This window comes from Stutzerimonas sp. 21-1 (assembly GCF_056336065.1).
In genome coordinates this window covers 290,781-310,786 of the sequence record NZ_CM150500.1, presented here as the reverse complement: position 1 = coordinate 310,786, position 20,006 = coordinate 290,781, and the positions used below count along the sequence as shown (strand labels likewise).

The 20,006-nt window shown below is 66.0% G+C and carries 19 protein-coding genes; 10 read left to right on the top strand and 9 right to left on the bottom strand.

Annotation, left to right across the window (positions count from 1 at the left end):
• Positions 1 to 13 precede the first annotated feature (13 nt).
• From AC0ZJQ_RS01420 to AC0ZJQ_RS01390, 7 genes are all read left to right on the top strand, one after another.
• Positions 14 to 1,981 (top strand): dynamin family protein, encoded by a 1,968-nt coding sequence (locus AC0ZJQ_RS01420; protein ID WP_476477246.1) that lies wholly within the window; start codon positions 14 to 16, stop codon positions 1,979 to 1,981.
• A gap of 80 nt (positions 1,982 to 2,061) precedes the next feature.
• Complete coding sequence (gene metX, locus AC0ZJQ_RS01415) at positions 2,062 to 3,201, top strand: homoserine O-succinyltransferase MetX (RefSeq protein ID WP_008568515.1); 1,140 nt, start codon at positions 2,062 to 2,064, stop codon at positions 3,199 to 3,201.
• A 9-nt stretch (positions 3,202 to 3,210) separates the two neighbouring features.
• The gene (gene metW / locus AC0ZJQ_RS01410) at positions 3,211 to 3,810 is read left to right on the top strand and encodes a methionine biosynthesis protein MetW (RefSeq protein WP_008568516.1); all 600 of its coding nucleotides are present in this window, start codon (positions 3,211 to 3,213) and stop codon (positions 3,808 to 3,810) included.
• A gap of 26 nt (positions 3,811 to 3,836) precedes the next feature.
• Positions 3,837 to 4,259: a DUF4426 domain-containing protein gene (locus tag AC0ZJQ_RS01405; protein WP_043299501.1), complete on the top strand. Its 423-nt coding sequence runs from the start codon at positions 3,837 to 3,839 to the stop codon at positions 4,257 to 4,259.
• Entirely contained in the window at positions 4,256 to 4,852 is a 597-nt protein-coding gene (rdgB, locus tag AC0ZJQ_RS01400) for an RdgB/HAM1 family non-canonical purine NTP pyrophosphatase (RefSeq protein ID WP_155551192.1), read from the top strand. Before AC0ZJQ_RS01405 ends, rdgB begins: the two co-directional genes overlap by 4 nt.
• A 104-nt stretch (positions 4,853 to 4,956) precedes the next feature.
• Positions 4,957 to 6,048, top strand: a complete 1,092-nt coding sequence (gene hemW, locus AC0ZJQ_RS01395) for a radical SAM family heme chaperone HemW (protein WP_476477793.1) — start codon at positions 4,957 to 4,959, stop codon at positions 6,046 to 6,048.
• A 9-nt stretch (positions 6,049 to 6,057) separates the two neighbouring features.
• Entirely contained in the window at positions 6,058 to 6,381 is a 324-nt protein-coding gene (locus tag AC0ZJQ_RS01390) for a DUF3392 domain-containing protein (protein WP_008568520.1), read from the top strand.
• Positions 6,382 to 6,443: 62 nt separating this feature from the next.
• Here the strand turns inward: AC0ZJQ_RS01390 and AC0ZJQ_RS01385 are convergent, their stop codons facing one another.
• The 5 genes from AC0ZJQ_RS01385 to AC0ZJQ_RS01365 form a co-directional block, all read right to left on the bottom strand.
• On the bottom strand, positions 6,444 to 7,781 hold the full coding sequence (locus AC0ZJQ_RS01385; RefSeq protein ID WP_476477245.1) for a DUF1329 domain-containing protein: 1,338 nt from the start codon (positions 7,779 to 7,781) through the stop codon (positions 6,444 to 6,446).
• A gap of 158 nt (positions 7,782 to 7,939) precedes the next feature.
• On the bottom strand, positions 7,940 to 8,653 hold the full coding sequence (gene trmB / locus AC0ZJQ_RS01380) for a tRNA (guanosine(46)-N7)-methyltransferase TrmB (RefSeq protein WP_213662441.1): 714 nt from the start codon (positions 8,651 to 8,653) through the stop codon (positions 7,940 to 7,942).
• Between the two features lie 63 nt (positions 8,654 to 8,716).
• On the bottom strand, positions 8,717 to 9,511 hold the full coding sequence (locus tag AC0ZJQ_RS01375) for a thiazole synthase (protein ID WP_237263775.1): 795 nt from the start codon (positions 9,509 to 9,511) through the stop codon (positions 8,717 to 8,719).
• Between the two features lie 82 nt (positions 9,512 to 9,593).
• Positions 9,594 to 9,809 carry a sulfur carrier protein ThiS gene (gene thiS / locus AC0ZJQ_RS01370; RefSeq protein WP_218576499.1) on the bottom strand — a complete coding sequence of 72 codons (216 nt, stop codon included), beginning with the start codon at positions 9,807 to 9,809 and terminating at the stop codon, positions 9,594 to 9,596.
• A 64-nt stretch (positions 9,810 to 9,873) separates the two neighbouring features.
• The gene (locus AC0ZJQ_RS01365; RefSeq protein ID WP_314020019.1) at positions 9,874 to 10,257 is read right to left on the bottom strand and encodes a DUF423 domain-containing protein; all 384 of its coding nucleotides are present in this window, start codon (positions 10,255 to 10,257) and stop codon (positions 9,874 to 9,876) included.
• 70 nt (positions 10,258 to 10,327) lie between these two features.
• Between AC0ZJQ_RS01365 and mtgA the strand changes: the two genes are divergently transcribed.
• From mtgA to AC0ZJQ_RS01350, 3 genes are all read left to right on the top strand, one after another.
• On the top strand, positions 10,328 to 11,032 hold the full coding sequence (gene mtgA, locus AC0ZJQ_RS01360) for a monofunctional biosynthetic peptidoglycan transglycosylase (protein WP_008568528.1): 705 nt from the start codon (positions 10,328 to 10,330) through the stop codon (positions 11,030 to 11,032).
• Positions 11,033 to 11,180: 148 nt separating this feature from the next.
• Positions 11,181 to 13,121, top strand: coding sequence for a phosphodiesterase DibA (gene dibA / locus AC0ZJQ_RS01355; protein WP_476477244.1), 1,941 nt, complete (start codon positions 11,181 to 11,183; stop codon positions 13,119 to 13,121).
• A 137-nt stretch (positions 13,122 to 13,258) separates the two neighbouring features.
• The gene (locus AC0ZJQ_RS01350) at positions 13,259 to 15,814 is read left to right on the top strand and encodes a hybrid sensor histidine kinase/response regulator (RefSeq protein WP_476477243.1); all 2,556 of its coding nucleotides are present in this window, start codon (positions 13,259 to 13,261) and stop codon (positions 15,812 to 15,814) included.
• Positions 15,815 to 15,899: 85 nt separating this feature from the next.
• Here the strand turns inward: AC0ZJQ_RS01350 and rpoH are convergent, their stop codons facing one another.
• The 4 genes from rpoH to ftsY form a co-directional block, all read right to left on the bottom strand.
• Positions 15,900 to 16,754 carry an RNA polymerase sigma factor RpoH gene (gene rpoH, locus AC0ZJQ_RS01345; protein WP_008568531.1) on the bottom strand — a complete coding sequence of 285 codons (855 nt, stop codon included), beginning with the start codon at positions 16,752 to 16,754 and terminating at the stop codon, positions 15,900 to 15,902.
• Positions 16,755 to 16,865: 111 nt separating this feature from the next.
• On the bottom strand, positions 16,866 to 17,882 hold the full coding sequence (gene ftsX / locus AC0ZJQ_RS01340; protein ID WP_237263765.1) for a permease-like cell division protein FtsX: 1,017 nt from the start codon (positions 17,880 to 17,882) through the stop codon (positions 16,866 to 16,868).
• Positions 17,882 to 18,550, bottom strand: a complete 669-nt coding sequence (gene ftsE, locus AC0ZJQ_RS01335; protein WP_008568533.1) for a cell division ATP-binding protein FtsE — start codon at positions 18,548 to 18,550, stop codon at positions 17,882 to 17,884. The genes ftsX and ftsE overlap by 1 nt, the downstream gene beginning before the upstream one ends.
• On the bottom strand, positions 18,547 to 19,845 hold the full coding sequence (gene ftsY, locus AC0ZJQ_RS01330) for a signal recognition particle-docking protein FtsY (protein WP_008568534.1): 1,299 nt from the start codon (positions 19,843 to 19,845) through the stop codon (positions 18,547 to 18,549). The genes ftsE and ftsY overlap by 4 nt, the downstream gene beginning before the upstream one ends.
• Positions 19,846 to 20,006 lie beyond the last annotated feature (161 nt).

Sequence of the window (20,006 nt, the reverse complement as noted above, 5' to 3'; positions counted from 1 at the left end):
CCAGGGACCCGGGATGAGCATGGAACGACTCGATCGACAGGTGGACGCCTACGTCACCTGGAAACGCGACCTGATCCGCGAGATCACCCGCTATCGCAGCTGGCTGCTGCACAACCGCCTCGGCAGTGAGGCGGTCGATGCCCGTCTCGAGCGCGCGCTGCGCATCCTGCGCACCGATCAGATCACCCTGGCGTTCGTCGGCGAGTATTCGCGCGGCAAGACCGAGCTGATCAACAGCCTGCTGTTTTCCAGCTACGGCCAGCGCATCCTGCCGTCGCGCGCCGGGCGCACCACCATGTGCCCGACCGAGCTGTTCTTCGACCCGCGGGCCGAGCGCTGCTACATTCGTCTGCTGCCCATCGAGTCACGCCTGGAAGACACCAGCATCGCGCAGTTCAAGCACACTCCGCGGCACTGGCTGAACATCCCGCTGTACCCGCACGATCCGCAAAGCATGGTCGAGGCCTTCACCCAGGTCGCCCGCACCAAGGCCGTGTCGGTCCAGCAGGCAATCGAACTGGGCTTCCAGGCCGAGACGCTGGAGCGCGCCGAAGGCACCGAGCAGGTGCTGGTGCCGGCCTGGCGCCATGCGCTGGTCAGTTTCGATCATCCGCTGCTGCGCCAGGGCCTGCGCATTCTCGACACGCCGGGCCTGAACGCGCTGGGCAGCGAACCGGAGCTGACCCTGTCGATGCTGCCCAACGCCCAGGCCGTGCTGTTCATGCTGTCCGCCGACGCCGGCGTCACTGCCAGCGACATGGACATCTGGCGCCAACACGTCTGCCAGCTCGACAGCGATACCCGCGGCAACCTGTTCGCCGTGCTGAACAAGATCGACGTGCTGTGGGACGACCCTGCCGGCGAGGAGTTCGTCAGCGAAGCGATTCGCCAGATGCGCGCCAGCACTGCCCAGCAACTGGGCATCGACAGCGCCCAGGTACTACCGCTGTCGGCCAAGCAGGCCCTGCTGGGCAAGGTCCGCGGCGATCAGGCGCTGCTCGAGCGCAGCCAGCTCGAAGCGCTGGAGCAGCTGCTGGCCGCGCGCATCCTGGCGCAGAAAGAGCGCCTGCTCGAAGAACAGGTGGTACGCCAGGTGCTCGCCCTGCTGCACAACAGCCAGCAGGTGCTGCAGCTGCGCCGCGAAAAGGTCAACGAGCAGCGCGCGTTGCTGGAGAATCACCAGGAAGGCAACGGGCAGATGCTGCTGGAACTGACCGCGCGCACCCGCCACGACCACAATCGCCACCACAAACGCCTGCTCGAACTGCGCACCAATCAGCACCTGCTGCAACGCCAGGGCGAGCTGCTCGGCGCGGCCATACGCGCCGAGCGCCTGGAGGAGCATCTGGCCCGTCTGCGCCGTAGCCTCACCGGCAGCCTGACGACGCTGGGCATCAACCTGGCCATCCTGCATTTCTTCCGCTGCGTCGAGCAGGACCTGCACGCGCTGGAACTCGAAGCCGCACGCGCCAACAAGGTGGTCGTCGCCATCTACCAGCGGCACAACGAGGAAAACCCGCTGCAGGGCCTCGATGCGCCGCTGTTCGAGCTCCAGCCGTTCCAGCACGAGCTACGCAGCCTGCAGGGCAAGGCCGACCAGTTCCGCCTGCAGCTCAAGACTCTGCTCACCGAACAGAGCGCGCTCACCCGGCGCTTCTTTGCCACGCTGGTACAGGAGGTGATCGGCCTGCACCAGCGCCTGCGTCAGGAGGCCAAGAGCTGGGCTGGCGACGCGCTGACGCCCTTGCTGCAGCATGCGCTGGAGAACAAGCAGCAGCTGGAAACCCACATGCTGCGCCTCAAGACACTGGCGCAGACCAGCCAGCAGGACAGCCAGCGCGGCCAGTTGCTGGCCCGTTACAGCGGCGAGCTGGACCAGCAGCTGGCACAGGCTGCAGAAATGCTGCGCGTGCTGCGCCTGCCCGCGCCGCTGCGGCGCCAGGCCAAGGTGGTCAGCCTGACGGATGCGGCCCGGTGCTGATCGGCCGCAGCGATTGCAGATGAATTGCGGCGCGCTTCCCTTTAGACTTTGCCGCCTTCTTTTCGCAAGAGCCAGGGTCGATGCCCACTGCCATTCCAGCCGATTCCGTTGGCCTGGTGAGTCCGAAGGTCGCGCATTTCGCCGAACCGCTGGCACTCGCCTGTGGCCGCACGCTGGCTGACTACCAGCTGATCTACGAAACCTACGGCCAACTGAACGCCGCACGCAGCAATGCCGTGCTGATCTGCCATGCGCTGTCCGGCCATCACCATGCCGCCGGCTACCACAGCCCGGATGATCGCAAGCCGGGCTGGTGGGACAGCTGCATCGGGCCGGGCAAGGCGATTGACACGGAGCGCTTCTTCGTCGTCAGCCTGAACAACCTCGGCGGCTGCAACGGCTCGACCGGCCCGAGCAGCCTCAATCCGGCGACCGGCAAGGTCTATGGCGCCGACTTCCCGGTGGTCACCGTGGAGGACTGGGTGCACAGCCAGGCACTTCTGGCCGACCAGCTCGGCATCGCACAATGGGCCGCCGTGGTCGGCGGCAGCCTGGGCGGCATGCAGGCGCTGCAATGGACCATCAGCTACCCCGAACGCGTGCGCCACTGCCTGGCCATTGCCTCGGCGCCCAAATTGTCGGCGCAGAACATCGCCTTCAACGAAGTCGCGCGCCAGGCGATCCTCTCCGACCCGGAATTCCACGGCGGACACTTCCAGGACCTGGGCGTGATTCCCAAGCGCGGCCTGATGCTGGCACGCATGGTCGGCCACATCACCTACCTGTCCAACGATGCAATGGGCACCAAGTTCGGTCGTGGCCTGCGCAGCGAGAAGCTCAACTACGACTTCAACAGCGTGGAATTTCAGGTCGAGAGCTACCTGCGCTACCAGGGCGAGGAATTCTCCAGCCGCTTCGACGCCAACACCTACCTGCTGATGACCAAGGCGCTGGACTACTTCGACCCGGCCGCGGCACACGATGACGACCTGGCCAAGACCTTCGCCGACGCCAAGGCCGATTTCTGCGTGATGTCGTTCACCACCGACTGGCGCTTCTCGCCGGAGCGCTCGCGAGAAATCGTCGACGCGCTGCTCGCCGCGCGCAAGAACGTCTGCTACCTGGAGATCGACGCGCCGCAGGGCCACGATGCCTTCCTGATCCCCAATCCCCGCTACCTGCAGGCCTTTCGCGGTTATATGAACCGCATCGCCGTATAAGGAACCTCAATGCGCGCCGACCTGGACATCATCCAAGACTGGATTCCGAGCGGCAGCCGGGTGCTCGACCTCGGCTGCGGCAACGGCGAGCTGCTGGCCTGGCTGCGCGACCACAAGCAGGTCAGCGGCTATGGCCTGGAGATCGACCCGGACAACATCGCCGCCTGCATCGAAAAGGGCGTCAACGTCATCGAACAGGACCTGGACAAGGGCCTGGGCAACTTCGCCAGCGACAGCTTCGACATGGTGGTGATGACCCAGGCGCTGCAGGCCGTGCACTACCCCGACCTGCTGATGAAGGAAATGCTGCGCGTCGGTCGCCAGTGCATCATCACCTTCCCCAACTTCGGCCACTGGCGCTGTCGCTGGTACCTGGCGAGCAAGGGCCGCATGCCTGTTTCCGAGTTCCTCCCCTACACTTGGTACAACACGCCGAACATTCACTTCTGCACCTTCGAGGACTTCGAACGGCTCTGCCATGAACGTGGCGCGCGGGTGCTGGAGCGACTGGCGGTGGATCGCGATCACCGGCACGGCTGGGGCAGTCGCCTGTGGCCCAACCTGCTGGGCGAGATCGGCATCTACCGCGTTACCGGACCGGCCCGATGACCGGCTGCACTGCTGGAGGAGAGACCATGAAACGTGCCCTGATCTGCCTGCTGGTCGCGCTGTTCGCGCTGCCGGCGTTCGCCGAGCGCAAGCACAGCGCCGGCGAGTACGACATTCACTACATCGCCTTCAATTCCGGCTTCCTGCAGCCGGACGTCGCCGCCGCGGCCGGCCTGGTGCGCAGCAAGACGCAGGGCGTGGTCAACGTCTCCGTGCTCAAGCAGGGCAAGGCGGTGCCGGCGCAGGTCAGCGGCACGGTGAAGAACCTGCTTGGGCAGGACCGGCCATTGACCTTCAAGCAGCTCAAGGAAGGCGATGCGGCGCTGTACTACCTGGCGCAGTTCCCCATCGACTCCCAGGAAACCCTGCGCTTCAGCCTGACGGTCAAGCCGCAGGACGGCGAGGCGGTGACCTTCGACTTCAACCAGGAAATCTTCCCCGACGAATGATGCCTTTCAACGAACTGGTACTCGCCAGCCACAACGCCGGCAAGCTCAAGGAACTCCAGGCCATGCTCGGCGATACCGTGCGCGTACGCTCGGTCGCCGAGTTCAGCACCATCGAGCCGGAAGAGACCGGCCTGTCGTTCATCGAGAACGCCATTCTCAAGGCGCGTAACGCCGCGCGGCTCTCCGGACTGCCGGCGCTGGCCGACGACTCCGGTCTGGCGGTCGATGTGCTCGGCGGCGCGCCTGGCATCTATTCGGCGCGCTATGCCGACGGCCAGGGCGACGCGGCGAACAACGCCAAGCTGCTGCAGGTCCTGCGGGACGTGCCGGACGCCGAACGCGACGCCCAGTTTGTCTGCGCGCTGGCGCTGGTGCGGCACGCCGAGGACCCGCTGCCGATCATCTGCGAAGGCCTGTGGCACGGGCGCATCCTGCATGCGCCGCGCGGCGAGCACGGGTTCGGCTACGATCCGCTGTTCTGGGTGCCCGAATGCGACTGCTCCAGCGCCGAGCTGCCGGCAGCCGAAAAGAACCAGCTCAGCCACCGCGCGCGTGCCATGTCACTGCTCAAGCAGCGCCTGGGCATCGCGTGATCATTGCCACGGACACGGCAGCCAGAGCGGTATCCGGGCAACACCAAACGGCGCCGCTCGACCCGTTGCCGCCATTGGCGGCGTACGTGCACATCCCCTGGTGCGTGCGCAAATGCCCGTACTGCGACTTCAATTCCCACGCCGCCGGCGCCGAGTTGCCGGAAGCCACCTATGTCGACGCGCTGCTGGCCGACCTGGACGAGGATCTCGAACAGGTGCAGCGGCGCCGACTGACCTCGATCTTCTTCGGCGGCGGCACGCCGAGCCTGTTCTCCGCCCAGGCACTGGAACGAATCCTCGCCGGGCTGGAGCGACGGGTCGGCTTCGCCGATGACATCGAGATCACCCTGGAAGCCAATCCGGGTACCTTCGAGCAGGCCAAGTTCCGCGACTATCGCCAGCTCGGCATCAATCGCCTGTCGATCGGCGTGCAGAGTTTTCAGGCCGACAAGCTCAAGGCACTGGGGCGCATCCACGATGGCGACGAGGCCATCCGCGCCGCCGACATGGCGCGTGCCGCCGGCTTCGACAACTTCAATCTGGACCTGATGCACGGCCTGCCGCAGCAGAGCCTGGAGGACGCGCTGGCAGACCTGCGCACCGCCATCACCCAGCAGCCGACGCACCTGTCCTGGTACCAGCTGACCGTCGAGCCGAACACCGAGTTCTGGAGCCGGCCGCCGCAGCTGCCGGACGACGACATCCTCTGGGACATTCAGGAAGCCGGACAGGTGCTGCTCGCCGAACACGGCTATCGCCAGTACGAAACATCCGCCTATGCGCAGCCCGGGCGGCAGGCGCGACACAACCTGAATTACTGGACCTTCGGCGACTTCCTCGGCATCGGCGCCGGCGCCCACGCCAAGCTCACCCAGGCCGACGGGCGCATCCTGCGCAGCTGGAAGACCCGCACACCGAAGGACTACCTCGACCCGGGCAAACCCTTTCGCGCCGGCGAAAAGCAGCTGCAGGCGGACGAGCTGCCGTTCGAATTCCTGATGAATGTGCTGCGCCTCACCGACGGCGTGCCGGCGCTGCTGTTCACTCAGCGCACCGGCCTGCCGCTCGATCTGCTCGCTGCCGGGCGCCGTGAAGCCGAGGCGCGCGGCCTGCTGGTCAGCGATCCGCAGCGGCTGGTGGCGACCACCAAGGGCCAGCTGTTTCTCAATGACCTGCTCCGACTCTTCCTGCCCTAAGGACCCCGCATGGATTTGCTACTCGACCTGATCGCCAGCCTGTCGCGCTGGAGCCGCAGTCACCTGTCGGATATCTCGCTGGCGATCATGGCCACACTGTTCGTCCTGTTCGGCCCGGCGCTCAATGCCTGGGTGCAGAAGAACATCGGCGGGCTGAATTTCGTGCTGCGCACCCTGCTGTTCGTGATCTTCTGCGCGATCGTCTACGGGCTCGGGATCATCTACCTGAGCCCCTGGCTGGCGAAGGGGCTGGCGCAGTTCAACAACTACACGCTGGCGCCGGTGCTGCTGGTGGTGCTGTTCATCATTGGGGTGATCGCCGACCGCAACTGAACGCGGCATTCTCCGCACATGAAAACGCCGCCCGAGGGCGGCGTTTTCATTAGGCATTTGGCTCAGTTGGCGCCGCGGCGTAGCGCCTGTGGCGAGAAGTCGTGGGGGCTCAGGCGCACGCCGAAGTCGTACATCGACTCGCCGTTGTCCAGCCCGTCGACGAAGTAGTTGCCGTCCTTGAGGTGATACAGCGTCTCCAGGGTGCTGTTGAACATCGGCACCTCGTAATAGCTGATCGGATGGCTTTCCTGCAGGCCGATCAGCTGGCCGCCGTCATCGAACAGGTCCACGGCGAGAATCTGCCAGCTGTCCTCATCGAGGTAGAAGCGCCGCTTGGCATAAGGATGGGTGAAGCCGGTACGCAGGGTCGCCTCGACCACCCACACGCGATGCAGCTCGTAACGCAGCAGCTCAGGGTTGAGCGTGCGCGGCAGCACGATGTCGTCGTAGGGAATGCCCTGCTGGTGCACTGCATAGCTGTTGTAGGGCATCAGCATTTCGCGCTTGCCCAGCAGCTGCCAGTCGTAGCGATCCGGGGCACCGTTGAACGAGTCCACCACGTCGGCGGTGGCCAGGCCGCTGGTGTCCGGCTGCACCGAATCGTAGGCCAGCGACGGCAGGCGTCGTACCCGGCGGTCACCCGGGCTGTAGCGCCAGGCCTTGCGCGTGGTCAGCACCTGATCCATCGGGTCCTGTACCACCAGCGAGGTGCCGGCCAGCTTGGCCGGCGCGGTGACACGGTACTTGTAGTACAGCAGGGTGTTGTTCAGATCACTCTGCTCCATGCCCTCGCGGTTGTAGACGTAATACACGTGACGATCGCGCTTGATGTAATTGGCGCGGCCGCCGATCACCACCGCCTGGTGGTTGATCATGTGGGTCTGATCGCCCTTGTAGTGCAGCACGTGGTTCCAGATCGCTTCCATGCCGTTCTGCGGCAGCGGGAAGGGAATGCCGGCCGCCGCGCCCTGTATGCCATTACCGTTGGCAATCAGCTCGGCGGATTGGGCATTGGCCCGGGTAGCCTCGTAGATACGCTGCGGCGCTGCAGCGCTGCGACGGGTCGGGAAGACGCGCAGGTGGAAGTCGGGATAGCGCTCGAGCAGCGCCGCCAGCCCCTCGGGCAGCCGCGCGGCATGCTCGGCGAGGTTGTTCTTGTCGACGCGATAGAGCGGCGCATCATCGGCGAACGGATCGGGATGGTGCATGCCCGGCTGGTAGCTCGCCGGCGGGGTGACGCCGCCGGTCCATGCCGGGATGGTGCCTTCCGCATTGCCGGCCCGCTCGGCGCCGAGCGGCGTGAGGTCCTGTCCCAGGCGCGCCGCCTGGCTCGCATCCACCGCGGCGAGTACCGGCCAACTGGCACAGGCCGTCAGCAGCACTGCAATCTTCACGTACATCGTCTACTTCCCCCTTGTGGCGGACGACGACGGCCGTGCATGTGCAGGCTCGCGGCCATCCGCTGGCATTGTTGTTCGGTTCGGGCAGGCGAGCCGTCCTGGCGTTGTGCATCCTGCGGCCGCTTGGCTGCGGCTCTTGTGGGGCGGTGCGTGCCGGCTCAGTCGACGCGCTGGAACTTCAGGTCCCAGACGCCGTGGCCGAGCCGCTCACCGCGACGCTCGAACTTGGTCACCGGGCGTTCTGCCGGCCGCGGCACGTATGCGCCGTCAGTCGCGAGATTGCGGTAGCCCGGCGCGGCGCTCAGCACCTCGAGCATGTGCTCGGCATACGGCTGCCAGTCGGTCGCCATGTGCAGCACGCCACCGACGCGGAGCTTCTGCCGGATCAGCTCGGCGAAAGCCGGTTGCACGATACGGCGTTTATGGTGACGGCTTTTGTGCCAAGGATCGGGGAAAAACAGCAGAACCCGATCGAGGCTGGCGTCGGCGACGCATTCACGCAGGACCTCGAGCGCGTCGCAACTGTAGACGCGAACATTCTGCAGGTTTTGTGACAGAAGTCCGCTGAGCAGCGCACCCACCCCCGGCTTGTGCACTTCAACGCCGATGAAGTCCTGTTCGGGCGCTGCGGCGGCCATTTCCAGCGTCGAATGGCCCATGCCGAAGCCGATCTCGAAGGTACGCGGCGCCTGGCGGCCGAACACCTGGTCGAAGTCGCGTTGGCCGTCGCTCAGCTCCAGGCCGAACTTCGGCCAGCCCAGTTCGATGCCGCGCTGCTGGCCGAGGGTGGTGCGGCCGGCGCGCATCACGAAGCTCTTGATGGTGCGCCGATGTTCGAGCGGCTGCTCGGGCGTGGAGGTCGGTTCAGTCATGGGATACCTGCGAAAACAAAAAAGCCGGCCCCGACTCGACATCGGGACCGGCCACGAGAGGAATCAGCGGATCAGCCCGTCCAGGGGCGACGAGGCGCTGGCGTAAAGCTTCTTCGGCATGCGTCCGGCGAGATAGGCCAGACGCCCGGCCTCGATGGCGTACTTCATCGCCTCGGCCATCAGCACCGGATTCTGCGCATGGGCGATGGCACTGTTCATCAGCACCGCCTCGCAGCCCAGCTCCATCGCGATGGTGGCGTCGGACGCGGTACCCACGCCGGCATCCACCAGCACCGGCACGGTGGCCTCCTCGAGGATGATGCGCAGGTTATACGGGTTGCAGATGCCCAGGCCCGTGCCGATCAGGCCGGCCAGCGGCATCACCGCGATGCAGCCCATCTCGGCCAGCTGGCGGGCGATGATCGGGTCGTCGCTGGTGTAGACCATCACGTCGAAGCCGTCCTTGACCAGCACTTCGGCGGCCTTGAGGGTTTCGATAACGTTGGGGAACAGGGTTTTCTGGTCGGCCAGCACTTCCAGCTTGACCAGCTTGTGGCCGTCGAGCAGCTCGCGCGCCAGGCGGCAGGTGCGCACCGCATCCTCGGCGGTGTAGCAGCCGGCGGTGTTCGGCAGGATGGTGTAGCGCTCGGGGCTGATCACGTCGAGCAGGTTCGGCTCGCCGGGGTTCTGGCCGATGTTGGTACGGCGCACGGCGACGGTGACGATATCCGCGCCGGAGGCCTCGATGGCGTCGCGCGTCTCGTCGAGGTCCTTGTATTTGCCGGTGCCTACCAGCAGCCGTGATTGATAGGTGCGGCCAGCCAGGATGAAGGGCTTGTCGTTCGGAACTGCGCGCATGGGTAATCCTCGTTCGGAGGTTGAACAGCACAACGACCGCCGTCACGGCAGCGGACGCTTCGAATCTGGGTGGCTGGGAGCGCTAGCCGCCGCCGATGGCGTGCACCACCTCGACGTGATCGCCCTCGCTGAGCACCGTCGTGGCATGCGCGCTGCGTGGCACGATGTCGCGATTGAGTTCGACCGCCAGGCGCCGCCCGCTCAATTCCAGGCGCACGAGCAGATCGGCGACCGTCTGGCCGGCGGGCAGCTGGTAGGGTTCGCCATTCAACTGAATCAGCATGGGGTTCGCCGCCATTGCGAAAGGGGGTCGGCATTCTAGCCCGAACCACCCGGCACACCAAGGCGCCGGCGGCAGCCGTTCATCCCGCTCGACGAGGCAGGCGCCAGCCGGCCAGCCCCAGGCACAGCCAGCCGGCGAGGAAGGCGGTACCGCCCAGCGGCGTGACGATACCGAGCTTGCCGATGCCGGTGAGGGTCAGCAGGTAGAGGCTGCCGCTGAACAGCACGATGCCGATGCCGAACAACGCCGCGGCCGCCTGCAACAGCCGGCCCGGCGCGTGCAGGCTCAGCAATGCGACACCGAAAAATGCCAGGGCATGGATCAGCTGGTACTGCACGGCGGTCTGGAAAATGGCCAGGTACTCGGCGCTCAGGCTGGCTTTCAGGCCATGCGCGGCGAAGGCGCCGAGCGCAACGCCGGTGAGGCCGAAGCCGGCGGCGAGCGGCAGGTATGCACGAATCATCGGGTCGTCCGGGTGGTGGCTGCATAACGGCCGCTATAATGCCGGCTCTTTTCGCCTGCGACCACGTCACATGCTCCGCTCCCTGCTGCGCCGCTCGTTCAAGTTGCTGCTCTGGATAGCCGCCCTGTCGGCCGTGCTGGTCCTGCTGCTGCGCTGGGTGCCGCCGCCATTCACCGCGCTGATGGTAGAGCGCAAGATCGAATCCTGGGTCGACGGCGAGCCCATCGACCTGCAGCGCGAATGGCGCCCGTGGCAGGAGCTGCCGGACGACCTGAAGATGGCGGTGATCGCGGCCGAAGATCAGAAGTTCGCCGAGCACTGGGGGTTCGATGTCGCCGCGATCCGCGCGGCCTTCAGCCACAACGCCAGCGGCGGTTCGCTGCGCGGCGCCTCCACGCTGAGCCAGCAGGTGGCCAAGAACCTGTTCCTGTGGTCCGGCCGCAGCTGGCTGCGCAAAGGCGTCGAAGCCTGGTTCACCGCACTGATCGAACTGCTGTGGCCGAAGCAGCGCATCCTCGAGGTCTACCTCAACAGTGTCGAATGGGGCAGCGGCATCTTTGGTGCGCAGGCGGCCGCGCGGCAGCACTTCGGCGTGGGTGCGCCGTACCTGTCGACCCGCCAGGCCTGCCTGCTCGCCGCGGTGCTGCCCAACCCGCGCGAGTGGAGCGCCGGCCGCCCCAGCGCCTACGTGAGCAATCGGGCCAACTGGATCCGCCGGCAGATGCGTCAGCTGGGCGGCAGCCACTATCTGCAGCGCCTGCAGGTCGAGCGCTGAGCGACCGGCAACACCGCGCCCCGCGTGACATCCGCGACTCGACCGACGTCTAGCAGTACGGCGATAATCATCGGCCGCGCCGCTACCCTGGCACCACAGCGCACTGTGGCTTTCTTCGAGCAGTACCTCTACGGATCCGAAGCAGGACATGAATACGCCTCTCCTCCGGCTGTGCCTGGGTTATTTCCTGCTGGCCATGACCTGGCTACTGATCAGCGATCCGCTGCTGCTCGCCTTCACCGATGGCCGGCAGCCCGGCTGGCAGAGCCTCAAGGGCGCGCTGTTCGTGCTGGTCACCAGCGCGCTGCTGTATCTGCTCGGGCACCAGCATATCCGCCGGGCCGCCGCGCAGCAGCAGACCCAGCGCCAGCAGGAAACCAGCCTGCGGCAGGCCGCCGCGGTGTTCGACAGCACCCAGGAAGGCGTGCTGGTTACCGACCCCGAACAGCGCATCGTGCACGTCAATCCGGCGTTCAGCCGCATCACCGGCTACGCCATCGACGAGGTGCTCGGCCAGACCCCCAAGCTGTTCGCCTCCGGCCAGCATGACCGGCACTTCTATCGCGACATGTGGCGCTCCCTGCGCAACACCGGCGCCTGGAGCGGCGAGATCTGGAACCGCCGCAAGAGTGGCGAGGTGTACCCGCAATGGCAGAACCTGCGCGCCATCCATGACGAGCACGGGCAGCTCAGCCATTACGTCGCGGTCTTCTCCGACCTCACCGCGCTCAAACGCTCGCGCGAAGAGCTGGAACAGCTGGCGCACTATGATCCGCTGGTGCAACTGCCCAACCGCCTGCTGTTCAGCGAACGCGCCAAGCAGGACATCGAGCGCGCCCGTGCGCACAAGCGTGGCGGGGCGATGCTGCTGATCGACCTTGATCACTTCAAGGACATCAACGAAAGCCTCGGCCCCAGTCTCGGCGATGCGCTGTTGCAGGCCGTCGCGCGGCGGCTGGGGGAGCTGGTACGCGAGGGCATGACCCTGGCCCGCCTGGGCGGCGACGAGTTCGCCCTGCTCTGCGAGAACTGTGGCGCCGACCAGGCCGCGTCACTCGCGCTACGCATCCTCGGCGCACTGAATCAGCCGTTCCGCCTCGGCGAGGTCGAGCTGTTCAGCAGTGCCAGCATCGGCATCGTGCTGTATCCCTTGCCGACCAACGTGCAGAACGTCGAGCAGCTGATGCGCAATGCCGATTCCGCGTTGTTCAAGGCCAAGCACGACGGTCGTGGCAGTTATGCCTTCTACTCCGAGGAGCTGACCCGTCAGGCCCGCCAGCGCGTCGAACTGGTCACCGCCCTGCGCCAGGCGCTGGAGCAGCAACAGCTGCAGGTGCACTACCAGGCGATCTACGACCTGCCCGGCGGCACGATCGTCGGCTTCGAGGCGCTGGTGCGCTGGACGCATCCGCAGCAGGGGCCGATCTCGCCAGCCGTTTTCATCCCCCTCGCCGAGGACAGCGGGCTGATCGGCGCCATCGATCACTGGGTGATGACCCAGGCGTGCGGGCAGATGCGAGACTGGCTGAATGCCGGCCGGGCGCTGCACTTCATGGCGGTTAACGTCTCCAGCCGCATGTTCAGCTACGGCGAACTGGATGCGCAGGTCGCCGGCATCCTCGGCGAAACCGGCCTGGCGGCTCAGTATCTGGAGCTGGAAATCACCGAAAGCGCGATGATGCAGGACCCGGACGCCGCCAGCGAGCAACTGCGGCGGCTACGCGAACTCGGCGTGCGTCTGGCGATCGACGATTTCGGCACCGGCTATTCGTCGCTGCTGCGCCTCAAGCGGATGAACGTGCACAAGCTCAAGCTCGATCAGGGCTTCGTCCGTGGCCTGCCGCAAAGCCTGGAAGACGCGGCGATCACCCGCTCGGTCATCAGCCTGGCGCACAACCTCGGGCTGCAGGTCGTCGCCGAAGGCATCGAACAGGCTCATCAGGCGGCCTTCCTGCTGGAGCACGGCTGCGATTATGGCCAGGGCTACGGCTTCGCCCGCCCGCGTGCCGCGCAGGAGATCGACTGGCAGATCACCCGCATGGAGTACGGCCAGTCGCAGGTCATTGCCGGGCGCCATATGTCAGTCTGACATCATCCATGGGTAGGCTTTCTCGCGCCGGTGCACTACCCTGCGGCGAAGGCAGGGCTGCGCACGGCTGAGCCGAAACGCCCGGCAACCCATTGAATCCGTCTCCATTCGCGTCTGGTGGCGCCTTGCAGTCAATTATGGGCGATCCCGCAATCGACAATGATTCCTCGACCGGCTGGCGCCAACTGATCGGCTGGCGCAACGGCATTGCCTGGCTGGTCCTGCTGTTCACGCTGCTGGTGCAGCTGGTGGTGTTCCAACACCTGCGCAGCAACGAGGAGCAGGCGGCCAACCAGCAGTTCGACCTGCTCAGCGAAAAGGTCATCGAGGCCATCCAGCGTCGCCTGCATAACCACGAGCAGATCCTGCTCGGCGGCGCCGGTCTGTTCGACGCCAGCGGCTTGGTCAGCCGCGAGCAGTGGCACACCTATACGCAGCGTCTGCACCTCGACGAGCGTTATCCGGGCATCCAGGGCGTCGGCTTCGCCCAGGCGATCCGGCCCGCCGAGCGCGCGGCGCACGAGGCGGCGATACGTGCCGAAGGTTTTCCCGACTACGTCATTCGCCCCGAGGGCCAGCGCCCGCTGTATACCTCGATCATCTTCCTGGAGCCGTTCGATGCGCGCAACCGCGCAGCCTTCGGCTATGACATGTACTCCGAACCGGCGCGCCACCAGGCAATGCTGCGGGCGGCGCGGGAGGGCAAGACCAGCATCACCGGCAAGGTCACCCTGATGCAGGAGATCGATGGCAACGTGCAGGCCGGCGTGCTGCTCTACGTGCCGGTGTACCGCCCAGGGCTACCGCTGGACACCGCCGAGCAACGCATGACGGCGCTGCGCGGCTTCGTCTACAGCCCTTACCGGCTGGGTGATCTGATGCAGGGCATTCTCGGCGATGTCGACCTGCCGCTGGATCTGAGCGTCTATGCCAGCGACCGCGAACAGTCCGAGCACCTGCTGTTCACCACCCACCAGGCGCCCGACAATGCCCACCAGCCCGTCTACAGCCGTCTGCAACAGCTGCAGCTGTACGGTCAGACCTGGACCCTGCGCCTGAACAGCCTGCCGGAATTCGAGGCGCGCTTTCACACCAACGACGCACTGGTGGTCGGCCTGGGGTTGGGCCTGAGCCTGCTGCTGTTCTTCCTCACCGCCTCGCTGGCGCTGCGCCACCAGCGCGCCCAGGCGCTCGCCGAACAGATGACCCGGCACATCCGCCGCAACAAGCAGGCCCTGCGGCTGAGCGAGGAGCGTCTGTCGCTCGCGCTCAAGGGCAGCAATGACGGCCTCTGGGACCTCGACCTCGAAGCCGGCACGCTGTACGCCTCGCCACGCGCCTGGGAGATGCTCGGTTATCGCCCCGGCGAACTGCCTTCCGATCTCAAGCTGTGGGAACGGGTAATGGTCGCCGAAGACCTCGCGCGCGAACGTGCCCGTCTGGCCCGGACGATGCTGTCGGACGTCGACCACTTCACCACCGAACTGCGCCTGCAGCACAAGCACGGCGAGGTGGTGCCGGTCCTGCTGCGCGGTTACATCCAGCGCGACGCGAACGGCCAGGCGCAACGCATCAGCGGCACCCTGATGGACCTGACCGAACGCAAGCGCATCGAGCAGATGAAGAACGAGTTCGTCTCCACCGTCAGCCATGAACTGCGCACGCCGCTGACCTCGATCAGCGGCGCGCTCGGGCTGATCACCGGCGGCGCTCTAGGCGAAGCTCCAGCGGCGATGCAGCAGATGCTCGAGATCGCCTACCGCAACAGCCAGCGCCTCGGTCACCTGATCAACGACCTGCTCGACATGGAGAAGATGGCCGCCGGCAAGATGACCTTCGAGCTGCGCGAACACGACCTGGCGCGCCTGCTGGAGGATGCCGTGGCGAGCAACCGGGGCTTCGCCGAGCAGCACGGCGTACGCTGCGTGCTCGAAGCGCCGCCGCGGGTCAACGTCTGGGTCGACGGCCTGCGCCTGCAACAGGTGCTGAACAACTTCCTCTCCAACGCCATCAAGTTCACCCCCGAGCACGGCGAAGTGCGCGTACACGCCAGCATGCGCGGCAATCAGGTACGCGTCTGCGTCAGTGATCAGGGTCCGGGCATCCCGCAGGCGTTCCGTCAGCACGTGTTCGAGAAGTTCGCTCAGGCCGATGCATCGGACAGCCGCAAGATCGCCGGGACCGGCCTGGGACTGGCGATCAGCAAGGAACTGATCGAGCGCATGGGCGGCAGCGTCGGCTTCGAGTGCGTGGATGGCCAGGGCACCACGTTCTGGTGCCAGCTGCCGGTGCAGACCTCGCTATACGGCGACAGCAGCGAGGATGACGGGCGTCCGCGCCTGCTGGTAGTCGAGGACGAACCGGACACCGGCCGTCTGCTGCACCTGATGCTGCGCGAGGGCGGTTATGCGGTGGATCGCGTGCAGAGCCTGTACCAGGCGCGGGAACGGCTGGCAGCCGGCGGCTATCAGGCGATGACCCTGGACCTGCACCTGCCCGATGGCAGCGGCCGCCAACTGATCGAGGAGATCCGCCGCGATCCGGCGCTGCGCAGCCTGCCGGTGATCGTCATTTCCGCCGCCAACCAGCTCGACCCCGGCATTGCCGACGAGCATACCATCTGGCTGCACAAGCCGATCACCAGCACTCAGCTACTGACCTCCGTGCAGCATGCACTCGCACCGTCGCGCTGAGCGGCGCTGACCGAGCGCCCATGAAAAACGCGGGAGGGTCGTCAGACCACTCCCGCGTTCAACAGAACCTTCGCCGCGTTGTGCGTCAGGCCTGGATAGAGCCTTTGAGCTTGTTCATCGCATTCTTTTCCAGCTGGCGAATGCGCTCCGCGGAGACGTTGTACTTGGCAGCCAGGTCATGCAGCGTCGCCTTGTCCTCGCTCAGCCAGCGCTGCTGGAGAATGTCGCGGCTACGCTCGTCGAGGCCTTCCAGCGCTTCGTGCAGGCTGGAGGTGGAACTGTCGCTCCAGTCGGCATCTTCCAGCTGACGGGCCGGGTCGTAGCGATGGTCTTCCAGATAGTGCGCCGGCGACTGGAACGCGCTGTCGTCGTCGGCATCGGCAGCCGGATCGAACGCCATGTCGTGGCCGGTCAGACGACTTTCCATCTCGCGGACCTCGTGCGGCTCGACGCCTAGGCTGTCCGCCACGCGGTTGACTTCCTCGTTGTTCAGCCAGGCCAGACGCTTCTTCTGGCTGCGCAGGTTGAAGAACAGCTTGCGCTGCGCCTTGGTCGTGGCGACCTTGACGATGCGCCAGTTGCGCAGGATGAATTCGTGGATTTCCGCCTTGATCCAGTGCACGGCGAAGGACACCAGCCGTACACCCATTTCCGGGTTGAAGCGCTTGACCGCCTTCATCAGACCGACGTTACCTTCCTGGATCAGGTCGGCCTGGGCCAGGCCATAGCCGGAATAGCTGCGGGCGATGTGCACGACGAAGCGCAGATGCGCCAGAACCATCTGCCGCGCGGCCTCGAGATCCTGCTGGTAGAACAGCCGCTCAGCCAGTTCGCGCTCCTGCTCGACGGTAAGCAGCGGCAGGCTGTTTACGGTGTGCACGTAGGCCTCGAGATTGGCTCCCGGGACCAGCGCGTGAACAGGTTGCAGAGTCGTGGTCATGCAGTTCCTCCGATAGTGAAGCTGCAGCAGTTTAGCACTGCCGCATGAGACTTCAAGCATACCGAAAAGTTCACTTACGTTACCGATAAGCTCTTATATATCAACAAGTTATCAGCGCGGCGCCAATTCGCTCAAATGCCTCGCCACGGCCAGCCAGGCCCCGATATAGCCCAGCAGCACGGCACCGATCACCAGCGACAGGGCATCGCCCGAAGGCACGCCGGCCAGGCCGAAATCGCTGCCGTAGAGCCCCGCCAGCCGCGTTACCGCCTCGTTCAGCCAGCCCAGACCGTAGGCCAGCAGCAGCCAGGCGATGAGGCCGGCGCCCAGACCGTAGAGCGCGCCCATGTAGAGGAACGGACGCCGCACGTAGCCGTCCGTGCCACCGACCAGCTTGACCACCTCGATCTCGGTGCGACGGTTCTCGATATGCAGGCGGATGGTGTTGCCGATCACCAGCAGCAGCGTGGCGATCAGCAGCAGGCTGAGGCCGAAGACGAAGCGGTCGCCGAGCTTGAGGATCGCCGTCAGCCGCTCCACCCACAGCAAGTCGAGCTGCGCCTGCTCGACGCCGGGCAGCGCCGCCAGCCGCGTACGCAGGGCTTCGAGCTTGTCCTTGTCGACCTCCTCGGGCGTGACCAGCACCACGCCGGGCAGCGGGTTTTCCGGTAGTTCCTTGAGTGCTTCGCCGAGCCCGGACAGTTGCTGGAATTCCTCCAGCGCCGCCTCGCGGCTGATCCACGCCGCCTCGGCGACATCGGGCAGCGCCGCCACTTCGTCGCGCAGCTTCTCGCCGCGTACCGCATCGACGTCCAGCTTGAGGAACAGCGAGATCTGCGCCGCACGCTGCCAGGAGCCGCCGAGGCGTTCGACGTTGTCCAGCAGCAGCGCCAGCCCCATTGGCAGGCTCAGCGCCACCGCCATCACCAGACAGGTGAAGAAACTGCCGATCGGCTGCTTGAACAACCGGCTGACGCTGTCCACCAGACTGGCGCGATGGCTTTCCAGCCAGGCATGCAGCAGCGTCTGGAAATCCGGCTCGTCGCTCTTGTGCTCGGCTTTCTTCACCGAGCCGCCGACGCGCTCGGCCGCGCTGGTATTGGATTTGGCTTTGCGTTCGTCGCTCATCAGCTGGCCTCCCCGTCGCCGATCAGGCGACCACGCTGCAGCGTCAGCATGCGATGGCGCATGCGCGCGATCAGCGCCAGATCGTGACTGGCGATCAATACCGTGGTGCCGAGGCGGTTGATGTCCTCGAACACGCCCATGATTTCGGCCGCGAGCCGCGGGTCGAGGTTACCGGTGGGTTCGTCGGCCAGCAGCAGCGCCGGCCGATGCACCACCGCGCGGGCGATGCCGACGCGCTGCTGCTGACCGGTGGACAGGTCCGCCGGGTACTGCAGCGCCTTGTCCTTGAGGCTGACGCGCTCCAGCGCGGTCATCACCCGCTGGCCGATCTCGCGCTTGTTCAGCCCGAGGATCTGCAGCGGCAGCGCGACGTTGTCGAATACCGTGCGATCGAACAGCAGCTGATGGTTCTGGAACACCACGCCGATCTGCCGGCGCAGGAACGGGATCTGCGCCGTGGTGATGCGCGACAGATCCTGTCCGGCCAGCAGCAGCTTGCCGCTGGTCGGCCGCTCCATCGCCAGCAGCAGGCGCAGCAGCGTGCTCTTGCCGGCGCCGGAGTGGCCGGTGACGAAGAGAAACTCGCCGCGCTGCACGTGAAAGGACAGCTCGTGCAGCCCGACGTGGCCGTTGGGGTAGCGTTTGCCGACCTGCTCGAAACGGATCATTTGCCGTCCTGCTGGCCGAACAGCGCCCGCACGAAGGCATCCGCCTCGAAGGTGCGCAGGTCATCGATACCCTCGCCAACGCCGATGTAGCGGATCGGCGTGCCGAACTGCTTGGCCAGGGCGAAGATCACCCCGCCCTTGGCGGTGCCGTCGAGCTTGGTCAGCGCCAGCCCGGTGAGTTCGACCGCCTGGTTGAACTGGCGAGTCTGATTGATCGCGTTCTGCCCGGTGCCGGCGTCGAGCACCAGTAGCACCTCGTGCGGCGCCGTCTCGTCGAGCTTGCCGATCACCCGACGGACCTTCTTGAGCTCCTCCATCAGGTTGTCCTTGGTGTGCAGACGGCCGGCGGTGTCGGCGATCAGCACGTCAATGCCGCGCGCCTTGGCGGCCTGCACCGCATCGAAGATCACCGAGGCCGAATCGGCACCGGTGTGCTGGGCGATCACCGCGATGTTGTTGCGCTCGCCCCACACCTGCAGCTGCTCGACAGCGGCGGCGCGGAAGGTGTCGCCGGCAGCGAGCATGACCTTCTTGCCCTCCTGCTGCAGCTTGCGCGCAAGCTTGCCGATGGTGGTGGTCTTGCCGACGCCGTTCACGCCGACCACGAGAATCACGTAGGGCCGCGCCTGGCTGTCGATGATCAGCGGCTGCTCGACCGGTTGCAGCAGGCTCGCCAGCTCTTCCTGCAGCGCCTTGTACAGCGCACCGCTGTCGGCCAGTTCCTTGCGCGACACCCGCCGGGTGAGGTTCTGCATGATCACACCGGTGGCTTCGACGCCGACATCGGCGGTCAGCAGGCGGGTTTCCAGCTCTTCGAGCAGGTCGTCGTCGATGGCCTTCTTGCCGAGGAACAGGCTGGCCATGCCCTCGCCGATGCTGGCGCTGGTCTTCGACAGGCCCTGGCGCAGGCGGGCGAAGAAGCCCAGCTTGGCCGGAGCCTCGGACGCCGGCGCGGCAGCGGCCGGCTGCGGTTCGGGCTGCGCTTCGAGCGGAGGCTCGACTTCTGGCTCGACTTCTAGCTGGGGCTCTTCAGGAACGGGTTCTGCGAGAACGGGTGCTGCGGAGGCAATGGGCTGCTCCGGCTCGGCAGTGCGCTCGGATTGTGCGGCCAGCGCCTCGGCCGTCTCGGCAGCCTGGATATCCGCGTGTTCGGCCAGTGGCTGGCTGTCTTCCGGCGGCTCGCTGGCGGGCGGTTCGGCGGCCGGCGCCTGCGGCTTCTTGCGCAGCCAGCCGAACAGGCCCTTCTTCTCGCCGGGCTCGGCCGGCGTCTTCTTGTCGTCGTTGGAACCAAACATGGAGAAGATATTCTCAAGGATGCGAAACGCCGGCAGCCACGCGGCCGGCTGGACGGGCGCTATCCTAGCACCTCCCCGCCGGGGTGCGCTAAGCACGGGCGCAGGCCCCACGGCACTGCACGCTTTGCCTGTTCCGCCCTCGCCAGTACCATGTTCGGCGC